Below are 11,098 nucleotides of genomic sequence, written 5' to 3'. Positions count from 1 at the left end.
CGGGCCCGAGGGTTCGGGGGCGGCGAGAGCACACGCGCGTGAGCGCGCCGTCGCAGCGCACCACCGGCCCACCCCACGAGGCCGCTGTGAAGAGCGCGTGCCGTCGGCACGCGCGCAGTGGCAGGTCTTCGGACTCGTGGGCGTGCCGGACGGGCGGATGCCCGGGCCGGCGCCTACCGGCCGTCGCTTCCCGGGGTCCCGCACGACCCCAGTGCTGATGACGGCTTTCGATCCCACTCACCGCTGCGGGACAGTCCCGGATTCCCACCGGGTTCCCTCTTGCGACGCAACGCCTGGCCGACGCTGCGAACCGACTGCGCAGATCAGCGTAGGTGGCCAGTTCCGGCCGCGACAGAGCGCCCCGGAATTTGTCTCGTTGTGACCGGTGCCCGTCGCGGGTCCGGCCCGGACCGGGCCGCGTACCGCCCCCGGAGTGTCCGCCGGGGACGAACCCCTCGCCCCCGCGCGCCCGACGGGGCGTCAGACTTCCGGGCGGAGCCGGTCCAGCTCCCCGCCGATGGCCTCCCGCAGCGCGTCGTGCCGCGGGCCGAGCCGGGACCGCTCCTCGCTCCACCGCTCGGGCGGATGGAGCCACACCGGCCTCTCCACCAGCCCGGCCGGCTCCCAGGCGAATCTCGGCCACACATGCGCGTGCAGGAACGGCTCCTTGTTCCCCAGGATCTCCAGATTGACGCGGCGGAAGGCGGGATCCAGCCGCCCGCAGACCCGCTCGACCGCTTCACCGAGCCGGTCCATGTCCGACAGGAACGACAGCCGCTTCGCCCTCGGCAGGTCCGACAGCTTCCGGGCCTCCGGCTCGTCCGCGAGCAGCACCGCGTAGCCCGGCAGGAACTGCACGTCCCCGATCACCGCGAACCCCGCCGTCAGCCGCCGCAGGACCGTCGGGTTCTCGCCCCTCAGCGCGGCCCCGATCCGGTCCACCCTCCAGTCACCCGTCATGGCCGAATCCTGGCAGACTCGGCGGCGGCCCGAGCCCCGCCCGAGAACCGGTCGAGGCGGTGATCCGTCCGGGCCCGCGCCGCGCCGTCCGCCACGGGTGCGGGCACCAGGTGCCGGAAGGGTTCTCCCACGGGCCGGGCCGGACACCCGAAGCCGTGCACGCGGGACTTCGCCGTTCCGGCAGTGGCGGCATGAGGTTCAATGTCACCGTCGCCGACGTGTCATCCGACGGATGAAGGAACCGAGTTCGCCGGCGTGACGACCAGTCGAGGGAGGTGCCCGTGACCGCGGCCGATCAGCCGCCCGTGCCCCGTGCCGGCGCCCACGGCCCGGCTGCGTCCACCGTCACGGACGAGGTCACGGACGACGTCCCGGGCGACACCGGCGGCGGGGCGGCAGCGGCACCCGGTCACGGGGAGGCGGCGGTACGCACGGCGCCGCCGCGGCAGCCGCACGGGCGCGCTCAGGACCGCCGACGGCGGACAGCCGCCGGCCGCGGCCCCCGTCCCACCCGTTCATGACGATTTCGAGGAAACGGAAAGAGACCCCATGGGCAGTGTCGAGACGCTGGAATTTCAGGCCGAGACCCGCCAGTTGCTCCGCCTGGTGATTCACTCGATCTACTCGAACAAGGACATCTTCCTGCGCGAGCTGATCTCGAACGCCTCCGACGCACTGGACAAGCTGCGGCTGGAATCGCTGATCGACTCCGGCCTGGCCGGGATCGACACCGCCGACCTGTGCATCCTGCTGGAGGTCGACGACGAGGCCCGCACACTGACCGTCCGTGACAACGGGATCGGCATGACCCGGGACGACCTCGTCGAGCTCATCGGCACGATCGCCAAGTCGGGCACCGCCGGTCTGCTGGAGAAGATCAAGGAGTCGAAGGACGCCGCCACCGCCGAGAGCCTGATCGGGCAGTTCGGCGTCGGCTTCTACTCGGCGTTCATGGTCGCCGACAGGGTCACCGTGCGCACCCGCCGGGTCGGCACCGAGGACGGCACCCAGTGGGAGTCCGACGGCGAGGGGACCTACGAGCTCCAGGCCGTCGACGGCCTGCCCGTGGGCACCTCCGTCACCCTCCATCTCAAGCCCGCCGACAGCGAGGACGGGCTCGCCGACTACCTGTCCCCCGCGAAGATCCGGCAGATCGTCAAGCAGTACTCGGACTTCATCCGCTGGCCGATCCGGATGGCCTCCGAGCGCACGGACTCCGCCGGTGCCGGATCCGAGGGCACGGACGCGCAGAGCGCGGACCCGCAGGACGCGGCCGCCGGCGGCGTCGACACGCTCAACTCGATGAAGGCGCTGTGGGCCCGGCCGCGGAGCGAGGTGACCCAGGAGGAGTACGACGAGTTCTACCAGCAGATCAGCCACGACTGGCTCGCTCCGGCCGCGACCGTCCACATGCGCGCCGAGGGCACCTTCGAGTACGAGGCGCTGCTCTTCATCCCCTCGCAGGCGCCCTTCGACCTGTTCTCCCGCGAATCCCGGCGCAGCGGTGTGCAGCTGTACGTCAAGCGGGTGTTCATCATGGACGACTGCGAAGCGCTCATGCCCGACTACCTGCGCTTCGTCAAGGGTGTGGTGGACGCCCACGACCTGTCGCTGAACGTCTCCCGCGAGCTCCTCCAGCACGACCGCCAGATCCACGGCGTGCGCCGGCGCCTGGTCAAGAAGGTCCTCGGCGCCCTCAAGGACATGCAGTCCAAGGACGCGGAACGCTACGCGAAGGTGTGGGACCAGTTCGGCCGGGCGCTGAAGGAGGGCCTGCTGGAGGACACCGACAACACCGAGGCCCTTCTCGAACTGGTGTCGGTCGCCTCCACCCACGACCCGGAGAAGACCACCACGCTCCGGCAGTACGTGGAGCGCATGAAGGACGGCCAGGACACCGTCTACTACCTCACCGGCGAGACCCGGGCCATGGTGGAGAACTCCCCGCACATGGAGGCCTTCACCGCCAAGGGGTACGAAGTCCTGATCCTCACCGACCCGGTGGACGAGGTGTGGGTGGACCGGGTGCCAGCCTTCGACGGCCGGCCCCTGCAGTCCATCGCCAAGGGGCAGGTGGACCTCGACGGGTCCGACGCCGCGGACGAGGAGGCCGACGCCGAGAAGGCGCGTCGCGAGGAGGAGTTCGCCGCACTGCTGTCGTGGCTGACCACCACCCTGTCCGGGCAGGTCAAGGAGGTCCGCCTGTCGTCGCGCCTGACGACCTCGGCGGCGTGCATCGTCGGCGACGCGCACGACGTGACCCCGACGCTGGAGAAGATGTACCGGGCGATGGGACAGGAACTGCCCCCCGTCAGGCGGATCCTGGAGCTCAACCCCGCCCACCCGCTGGTCACCGCGCTGCGCACGGCGCACGACGCCGGCGCCGACGACCCCGCCCTGGCGGAGACCGCCGAGCTGGTCTACGGCGGCGCGCTGCTCGCCGAGGGAGGCGACCTCGCCGACCCGGCCCGCTTCACCCGGCTGCTGACCGAGCGCCTGACACGCGCTCTCTGACCGGCGGTCGCCGCCTCGGCACACCCCGTACGGGGTGTGCCGAGGCGGTGCGCCTGCCCACCGGCCGGGACCAGCGGGCCCAGGGCGGTGCGACGCGAGGCGGAAGAGCGACCGCCGGTTGTCCCGGGACAACCCGTAGGGTTGGTCCATGATCTTCATCGTTGTGAAATTCCCCGTGAAGCCGGAGCACGTCGAGGAGTGGCCCCGCGCGGTCGACGCGTTCACCCGGGCCACCCGGCAGGAGCCGGGGAACCTGTGGTTCGAGTGGTCCCGCAGCCTGGAGGACGAGCACACCTACGTCCTCGTCGAGGCCTTCCGGGACGACGCCGGCGAGGCCCACGTCGGCTCCGACCACTTCCGCGACGGCCTGGAGGCCATGCGCCCCCTGCTGCGCCGCACCCCGGAGATCGTGAGCACCACGATCCCCGGCGCCGAGGGGTGGAGCGCGATGGGCGAACTCACCATCGGCTGACGGGGTCCGGCCCCCGCCTGCCCCGCCTGCCCTGCCTGCCCCGCCTGCCCCGCCTGCCCCGGTGCTGCGCACCGGGGAGGGCGGCTCCGCGGGGGCGCGGACGTCGCCCGGTGCCGGCCCGCCGAAGGACCGCTCAGGAGGGGCGGAGCACCGGCGGGTACAGACCGGGCGACACGTCCGTGCGGTCCTCCCCCGCCGGGTCGAAGGCACAGGCACCGTGGACGCCGCCGCGGAAGGTGCCGCCGGGATGCCAGGTGTACACCTGGCGGCCCTCGTCGTCGTGCTCCGCCCGCAGTTCGACACCCTCCTCCCCGGGTGCGCCGTCGTGGGCGGCGATGCGCCAGCCGTCACCGGCCAGCCGCTCCCGCAACCGCTCCACCCCGGCGACGGCCTCCTCGCGCGGGACCCCGTCCAGCTCCCAGGAGTGGGACAGCGCGTACGAGCCGGGGGCCGGTTCGTCGGCGGCGGACTCCAGGCCGTCGGGGTAGCACACGCCTGAGGAGAAGGAGTTGGCCGCACCGGGCGGGAGTTCCCCGCCGAGGCCGAGGACGGCGTAGGCCTCCTGGGAGCGCGCGCCAACCCGGTCGGCCATGGCCTGCGGCGCGACCGTCGGATAGTCCTCAGGGACGGAGCGCTGCACCGTGAAGGTCACGAGCACCCCGAGGAGGACGAGCACGGGCACGCCGACGACCGCGGCCAGTGCGCAGCCGATCGCCGCGGGCCAGGAGGCCCCTCCCGCCGGGGCAATGGTCTTCTCTTCGCTCACACCGCGACGCTACGGGGGCACGCCGGGCCGGGGATCCGGCCGTGTGCCCATACGGGGTGGGCGATCGTACTCAGTCCGCCGGGGCCGGGCGTCAGACTTCGACCCTGCGGACCAGGTTGTAGTAGATGCCGACGTCCTCCGGAGCGTGCAGCCGCATCTCCTCGCCGTCCGCGCCGACCATCAGCACCCATCCCGGCGGGGCGGAACCGGGCGCGGTGAGCGTGAAGGGGCCCGTGCCGTTGACGGCCCAGACCGTGCTGCCGAGGCGGACCGTGTGACCGTCCTTGGTGCGATAGGTGGTTGCCATGCCCGAGGGGTACCACCGTCCGCGCCGCCGTGCGGCGGCCTTCACCGAACGTCGACGGAGGTGGGTGGCGCGAGGGGCGGAATCCGGTCGGCCCTCACCGCCGGGCGGCGGGGCCGGCGGAAGGCGCGTCCGTGCTCCGCCGGCCGTCCACGGCCGGGCGGGGCGGGGCGGGGTCGGGCGGGGCGGGGCGGTCACAGGTCGATCGCGTACACCTTGCGCAGCGTCTCGTGCACGGTCCACGTCGTGCGGTCGCCGGCGCGCAGGACGGCCAGGTCGCCGGGACCGACGTCGAAGGTCGGGCCGCCTTCGACCGCGATCGTCGCCGATCCGCTGAGGACGACGAAGACTTCGTCGGCCTCGACGTCGGTGACGACCCCCGGGGTGATCTGCCAGATGCCGCGGACACGGCGTCCGTCGCCGGACTCCAGGATCACCTTGCCGGAGACCTCCGGATCGCCGGAGAGGATCTGGCCGGATTCGAGCGGCTCTGGATCGAGGGCCACGTCCGGGACGTGGACGGCGAAGCTGTGGGTCATGCGGCGACGGTATCCGGCCTGTCCGCCCCGCGGCCGCCGACAGAGTGTGCGCCGCGCGGCCCGCCGGCACGACACTTCGTCGGCCCGGCACGGTACGGCACTTCGTCGGCCCGGCACGGCCGGGACGGTGTCGGCCGGGGACGGTGCCGGGCCGCGGTGCGCTGCGGATTCCCGGCGGTCGGCGTTCAGTCGGCCCGCACGGCGGCGCCGTCGGCCGCCGGGGCCGTGCCGTCCGCGCGGCGTGGGATCCGTCCCGGCGCACCGGCCCGCGCACGGTCGCGCGGTCGCCGGGTCCGGGGCGGGGTGGTGAGGACCGCGAGACAGGCGACGACCAGGGCGATGCCCGTCCATCCGGCGGCGGGCAGACGTTCGCCGACGACCAGGACGGCGAGGACGGCCGCGACGGCCGGTTCGAGCAGCGACAGCGTGGTGGCGGTGCTGGCGGGCACATGGGCGAGACCCCAGCCGAAGAGGACGTATCCGGCGAACATCGGCACGAGCGCCATGTACGCGCCCACCGCGGCGGCGGACCGGTCGGCGAGCAGCGGCGCGCCGGTGACCAGCAGCACCGGCAGCAGGAGCAGCCCTCCGACTCCGAAGACGGCTCCCATGGCCGCTCGGGAGGGGATGCCGCGGGTGATCAGCCGGTGCGCGGCCCAGGAGTAGACGGCGTAGGTGGTGGCGGCGACGAGCCCGAGGGCGATGCCGGCGAGTGTGCCGGTCACGGAGGAGCGCCCGGTTCCCGCGCCGGCGTGCGCGGCTTCGGCCACGCAGAGCAGGAGGGTGCCCGTCAGGCCGAGGGCGGCGGCGGACGTCCAGCGCCGGCTGAGCCGGCGGCCGTCCGCGAGACGTTCGATCAGCGCGGAGGCGAGCGGAGCGGTGCCGATCGAGACGACGGTGCCCACGGCGACTCCGGCGAGGTGCATGGAGCTGTAGAAGGCCAGCGGGTAGACGGCCACCGACACCGCGCCGAGCAGGACCGTGGCCCGCTGTTCGCGCAGCCGGGGCGCGTGGCGGCGGATCCGCGGGGCGGCGATCAGCGCCTGGAGGAGTCCGCCGAGGCCCATGGCCACGGCACCGATCGCGAGGGGGCCGACGCCCGGGGCGAACGTCGCGGCGGTGCCCGTCGTGCCCCAGAGCACGGACGCCGCCAGGACGCACAGGGCCCCGACGCCCGCGGCCCTGCCGCGGTCACGCGCGGTCACAGCCGGTCCAGCAGGGCCTCGGCCATGTCACGGGCGTGCCGGACGCGTTCGCCGTCGCCCTCCAGCCCGGCGCGGGCCATCGCGCCCTCCAGGAGGAAGGACAGGTGTTCGGCGGTCGTGCGGGCCTCGTCCGCCCGGTCGGGCAGCAGCTGGGAGAGGTGCCCGGCGATCAGTTGCTCGACCTCTTCCTTGTGGGCCCGGACCGCGCTGCGGCCCTCGTCGCCCGCCGGGAGTTCGGCGGCGGCGTTCAGCAGGCCGCAGCCGCGGAAGCCGCGCTCGTAGGCGGAGGCGGCGTGGTCGGCATAGGCGTCGAAGACCGCCAGGACGCCCTCGCGCGGGCCCGCGGCACGGGCTGCCCGCGCCCGGTAGAGGCCGAGCCACTCCTCGTGGCGGGCCTCCAGATAGGCGCGGACCAGATCGGCCTTGGAGGAGAAGTTGTTGTAGAGGCTCATCTTCGCCACACCGGCCTCGGCGGTGATCGTGTCGATCCCGGTGGCCGTCACGCCGTCGGCGTAGAAGCGGCGTGCGGCGGCGGCCAGCAGCTTCTCACGGGCGCCGCCGCGCGGTCTGCCGGAACGCCCGGACGCCGTGGTCGGTCGACTCATCGCGCACCTCCTTGAGTAGGTAGGTCAGTCTACTCAGAGGGCGAGCGATTCCGGCCACCGGGGCCGGAACCTCTCGCCGACTCCCCTCCGGGAGCGCCGGGGCCGGTGCTTCATGGGGCGCGGTCGTAGTCGCGGTCGCCGGGAACGCGCGGCGTCGGCGGGGCCGCGTGTCCGGCCGTGCACTGCCGGCGGACGCGGTCCGGCACCCCCGGCCGGCCGGTGCCGCCGGGTCACGTGCGCGTCCGGGGCGGTGCTCCCTCACACGGGACGCCTCACGGGCGCAGGCCGGTCCGGGCGAGGGCGGCGGCGCCGAGATCGGCGACGACCTGCGGGTCGCCCCGGCGCCAGGCGTCGGCGAAGCCGCCCGGTGGTGTCGGCAGTCGCGTCAGGACCGACGGGGGCCCGGTGAGAGCGCGCAGTGCGAGCAGGTCGGTGCCGCCCGGCGCGTCCGCGAGGCGGCGGACGATCGCGCTGCGGCGGATCCAGAGCAGGCGCGGCGGAATCCACAGCACCAGGACGAGGAGCACGGGGACCACGACGAGCGCCGCGCAGGTCACGTCCGCGACCTGGGTGACGGTCTCCTGGAACGAGGCGCCCGCGTCGGCGAACCCCGCGCCCGCGTCGGCGGCGGACCGCAACGGCTTCTCCAGCACCCCGCCGACGAACGGGACATCCGACGCGGCGTCCCCCGCGTTGCCGAGTTCCTCGGCGAGCCCGTCTCCGGAGCTCTCGATGCGCCGCCCCGGTTCGGCCAGCAGCAGGATCGTGTCGCGGACGGCGAAGGCGGCCCACACGGCGACGGCGATCAGGGTCAGGGCCACCAGGTCCACGAGCACCTGGACGGTCCGGCGTGCGGGGGTCTGGGCGTAGAGGCGCAACGGCGGGCTCCCGTTCGGTTCAGGGCGTCGAGGCGACACGGCCGACCGGTCGCCGCCGCCTCAGCCTTCCACTCCGCGCACCGGGCGGACGGGCAGGACACGGGCCGCGGCGGGCGGGCCTTCCCGTACGCGCGGCCGGTCGGCCGGAACGAGCGACGGCGCGGGACCGGGCAAAGGAGCGCCCGCCCGGGAACGGGACCGTACGAGGGACGCCACCGCGCGGACGGACGGGCCGATCGCCGCGGCAGCCTTACGGGCCGAACGCCGGGGCGGCCGTCCGCACGGCGCGCACGACCGGCGCCGCGCGCCGGACCCGCCGTGCTGCCGAAGCCGGAGGGCTTTCGGCCCCTCAGATCGCCCCGGCGGGGCGCGGCACGCGTCAGCCGCCCCGGCGGACGCGGGCGGCCTTGCGGGCCTCGGCGGTGCGGCGGGCCTCCGCCGCCTTGCGTGATTCCTTCTTCGGCGCGTTGCCCAGACCCTGGAACGGCCGGTTCCCCTGGGCGGGGCGGTCGCCGGCGGGCGGCCGCCTGGCTCCCGTGATGTCGGTCAGGCGCTGCTCGCCGGAGCGCACCTGTGTCACGGTCGGGCGGACCCCGGCGGCGGACAGCATCCGCATGACGTCGCCGCGCTGGTTCGGTGTCACGAGAGTGACGACGCGGCCCGACGAGCCCGCGCGGGCCGTGCGGCCGCCGCGGTGGAGGTAGTCCTTGGCGTCGGCGGGCGGGTCGACGTTGACGACGAGCTCCAGCTCGTCGACGTGGATGCCGCGCGCGGCGACGTCCGTCGCGACCAGCACGGTGACGTCGCCGCTGCGGAACTGGGCCAGCGTGTGCGTGCGCTGCGGCTGCGACTTCCCGCTGTGCAGGGCCGCGGCCCGGATGCCCCCGGCACGCAGGTGGCGGGTGAACCGGTCGACCCCGGCCTTGGTGTCCAGGAACATGAGCACCCGCCCGTCACGGGCGGCGATCTCGGTGGCCGTGGCGTACTTGTCCGCGCCGTGGACGTTCAGCACGTGGTGCTCCATGGTGGCGACCGAGCCCGCCACCTGATCGACCGCGGCGAACACCGGTTCGTCCAGACGGCTCGTCACGAGCACGTCGACGTCGCGGTCGAGCGTCGCGGAGAACAGCATCCGCTGCCCATCGGGGCCCACCTGGTCGAGGATCTCGCAGACCTGCGGGAGGAAACCGAGGTCGCACATCTGGTCCGCCTCGTCCAGCACGGTGATCCGCACCTGGTCGAGGTGGCAGTCCCGGCGTGCCACCAGGTCGGTGAGGCGGCCCGGCGTGGCGATCACCACGTCGGCGCCGGCCTTGAGGGCCGCGGCCTGCCGCCCGAGGGACAGGCCGCCGACCACGGTCGCGAGCCGCAGGTCCAGCGCCCGCGCGTACGGCGCGAGGACGTCGCTCACCTGCTGGGCCAGTTCACGGGTCGGCACCAGCACGAGTGCCAGGGGACGCTTCGCACCGGCCCGGCGGCCCGCGGTGCGGACGAGCAGGGCGAGCCCGAAGGCGAGGGTCTTGCCGGAGCCGGTCCGCGCGCGGCCGACGACGTCCCGCCCCGCGAGGGCGGCGGGCAGCGTCGCGGCCTGGATCGGGAAGGGTTCGCGCACCCCGGCGTCGTCCAGGACCCGCACCACCTCGGCCGGCAGGCCGAGTGCGGCGAAGTCCTCCGCAGGGGCGGGCGGCGGCGGTGTGCCGTCCGGTGCCGGTACGGCGTCACCGGGCGGGGCGGCCGCGGGCCGGCCCTCGGCGGCGTCGGCGTCGGCTGCGGGGCGGCGCCTCGGCGGCGGCGTGTCCATGGGGTCCCTTCCGTGGTCGGACGCCCGTAAAGAACGAGGGCCCGCACCCGTCGGCGCGGACCCCGGAACATCGAAGCGCGGCCCCATTTTACCAGCGCCGACCAGCACGGCCCGTGCCCCCGGCCGCCGCTCGCCCCGCGCGGACGGGGCACGGCAGGAGGCCGGGGCGCCCCGCGCGACCGGGGCGGGTGGCGGGGCGGACCGCCCCGCCGTCCGCCGGGACGGGAAGCGGGGCGGCGGGCGGCGGCCGGGGGCGGTCAGGCGCGCACGGCCACCGCCGCCTGGTGGCCGTGCGGGACGGCGACGTCGGCCAGCAGCCAGCCGCCCGGTGCGGCGGGCAGGCGCCCCGATCCGACGTAGTCCGCGGCCGGATCGGCCCCCAGGCCCACGCCGAGGCCCTTGAGGTAGGCCTCCTTCCGCGTCCAGACACGGGCGAAGGCGGCAGCCCGCAGGCCGGGATCGAGGGCGGCGAGCTCCGCCGCCTCCGCCGGGTGGAGCACCTCCGCCGCCTCGGCGACGGTGTGCGGCGCCGGCACGCGTTCGATGTCGACACCGACCGGGGAGCCCGCGACGGCGATCAGGCTCAGCCCCTCGCAGTGGGAGAGCGAGAAGTGCAGCCGCCCGTCCGGCAGGACCGGACGTCCGTGCGGCTCGCCGCAGCAGGGGCAGGGCGCGCGCCGCGTCGTCACGCTGCGGGGCGCGACGCCCAGGTGGGCGCCGAGCAGACGGCGCAGCCCCACGTGGGCGCAGAGGTAGGTCGCCCGGTCGGCGGGCCGCCGGAACTCCTCGCTGCGGGTCAGTTCGGCGGTGTCCAGGACGAGGGACGCGTACCGGACGGCGCTGTCGCGGTGGGTGTCCGTCTCCACCAGCCACAGCTGCGGACGCGCCGGGCGCACGCCGGGCAGACGGCTGAGCGGGTGCGGCAGGGGCGGCAGGGGGTCGGCCGGGAGCGGCCCGGCGTGCGGCGCCGGGACGGGGTCCGGGAGGACGGAGGGCGGCAGGCCGGCCCGGGGACCGTCCGGGGGGATGGGGATGACCAGCTCAATCATGTGTG

Annotated in this window: 11 protein-coding genes and 1 riboswitch; of the genes, 2 read left to right on the top strand and 9 right to left on the bottom strand. The window is 74.9% G+C overall.

Going from position 1 to position 11,098, the window contains the following annotated elements:
- Positions 1-102 precede the first annotated feature (102 nt).
- A riboswitch (cobalamin riboswitch) is annotated at positions 103-331 on the bottom strand.
- A 149-nt stretch (positions 332-480) separates the two neighbouring features.
- The gene (locus tag IAG43_RS30855) at positions 481-960 is read right to left on the bottom strand and encodes an HIT family protein (protein WP_187743947.1); all 480 of its coding nucleotides are present in this window, start codon (positions 958-960) and stop codon (positions 481-483) included.
- 549 nt (positions 961-1,509) lie between these two features.
- On the opposite strand from IAG43_RS30855, the gene htpG reads away from it, so the two are divergent.
- Together htpG and IAG43_RS30845 are read left to right on the top strand one after the other, a co-directional pair.
- Positions 1,510-3,474, top strand: a complete 1,965-nt coding sequence (gene htpG, locus IAG43_RS30850; RefSeq protein ID WP_187743946.1) for a molecular chaperone HtpG — start codon at positions 1,510-1,512, stop codon at positions 3,472-3,474.
- A 148-nt stretch (positions 3,475-3,622) separates the two neighbouring features.
- Positions 3,623-3,946, top strand: a complete 324-nt coding sequence (locus IAG43_RS30845; RefSeq protein WP_187743945.1) for a putative quinol monooxygenase — start codon at positions 3,623-3,625, stop codon at positions 3,944-3,946.
- A gap of 133 nt (positions 3,947-4,079) precedes the next feature.
- On the opposite strand, the gene IAG43_RS30840 is transcribed toward IAG43_RS30845, so the two are convergent.
- From IAG43_RS30840 to IAG43_RS30805, 8 genes are all read right to left on the bottom strand, one after another.
- The gene (locus IAG43_RS30840; protein WP_187743944.1) at positions 4,080-4,712 is read right to left on the bottom strand and encodes a hypothetical protein; all 633 of its coding nucleotides are present in this window, start codon (positions 4,710-4,712) and stop codon (positions 4,080-4,082) included.
- Between the two features lie 91 nt (positions 4,713-4,803).
- Positions 4,804-5,019: a hypothetical protein gene (locus tag IAG43_RS30835; RefSeq protein ID WP_187743943.1), complete on the bottom strand. Its 216-nt coding sequence runs from the start codon at positions 5,017-5,019 to the stop codon at positions 4,804-4,806.
- A gap of 191 nt (positions 5,020-5,210) precedes the next feature.
- On the bottom strand, positions 5,211-5,555 hold the full coding sequence (locus IAG43_RS30830) for a cupin domain-containing protein (RefSeq protein ID WP_187743942.1): 345 nt from the start codon (positions 5,553-5,555) through the stop codon (positions 5,211-5,213).
- A 185-nt stretch (positions 5,556-5,740) separates the two neighbouring features.
- Positions 5,741-6,760: a DMT family transporter gene (locus IAG43_RS30825; protein ID WP_223006006.1), complete on the bottom strand. Its 1,020-nt coding sequence runs from the start codon at positions 6,758-6,760 to the stop codon at positions 5,741-5,743.
- The gene (locus tag IAG43_RS30820) at positions 6,757-7,365 is read right to left on the bottom strand and encodes a TetR/AcrR family transcriptional regulator (RefSeq protein ID WP_187743941.1); all 609 of its coding nucleotides are present in this window, start codon (positions 7,363-7,365) and stop codon (positions 6,757-6,759) included. Before IAG43_RS30820 ends, IAG43_RS30825 begins: the two co-directional genes overlap by 4 nt.
- A gap of 272 nt (positions 7,366-7,637) precedes the next feature.
- Entirely contained in the window at positions 7,638-8,243 is a 606-nt protein-coding gene (locus IAG43_RS30815; RefSeq protein ID WP_187743940.1) for a hypothetical protein, read from the bottom strand.
- Positions 8,244-8,622: 379 nt separating this feature from the next.
- Positions 8,623-10,044 (bottom strand): DEAD/DEAH box helicase, encoded by a 1,422-nt coding sequence (locus IAG43_RS30810; RefSeq protein WP_187743939.1) that lies wholly within the window; start codon positions 10,042-10,044, stop codon positions 8,623-8,625.
- 257 nt (positions 10,045-10,301) lie between these two features.
- Entirely contained in the window at positions 10,302-11,093 is a 792-nt protein-coding gene (locus IAG43_RS30805) for a 4'-phosphopantetheinyl transferase family protein (protein WP_187743938.1), read from the bottom strand.
- Between the last annotated feature and the right edge of the window lie 5 nt (positions 11,094-11,098).

Source organism: Streptomyces genisteinicus (assembly GCF_014489615.1).
GTDB lineage: Bacteria > Actinomycetota > Actinomycetes > Streptomycetales > Streptomycetaceae > Streptomyces > Streptomyces genisteinicus.
Note: the sequence above shows the minus strand (reverse complement) of the source record. Positions and strands in the feature narration are given on the sequence as shown.

Bases quoted from the DNA above. Each gene is read 5' to 3' on its own strand.
- IAG43_RS30855 (WP_187743947.1), bottom strand. From the start codon at position 960: ATGACGGGTGACTGGAGGGTGGACCGGATCGGGGCCGCGCTGAGGGGC.
- htpG (WP_187743946.1), top strand. From the start codon at position 1,510: ATGGGCAGTGTCGAGACGCTGGAATTTCAGGCCGAGACCCGCCAGTTG.
- IAG43_RS30845 (WP_187743945.1), top strand. From the start codon at position 3,623: ATGATCTTCATCGTTGTGAAATTCCCCGTGAAGCCGGAGCACGTCGAG.
- IAG43_RS30835 (WP_187743943.1), bottom strand. From the start codon at position 5,019: ATGGCAACCACCTATCGCACCAAGGACGGTCACACGGTCCGCCTCGGC.
- IAG43_RS30830 (WP_187743942.1), bottom strand. From the start codon at position 5,555: ATGACCCACAGCTTCGCCGTCCACGTCCCGGACGTGGCCCTCGATCCA.
- IAG43_RS30820 (WP_187743941.1), bottom strand. From the start codon at position 7,365: ATGAGTCGACCGACCACGGCGTCCGGGCGTTCCGGCAGACCGCGCGGC.
- IAG43_RS30810 (WP_187743939.1), bottom strand. From the start codon at position 10,044: ATGGACACGCCGCCGCCGAGGCGCCGCCCCGCAGCCGACGCCGACGCC.
- IAG43_RS30805 (WP_187743938.1), bottom strand. From the start codon at position 11,093: ATGATTGAGCTGGTCATCCCCATCCCCCCGGACGGTCCCCGGGCCGGC.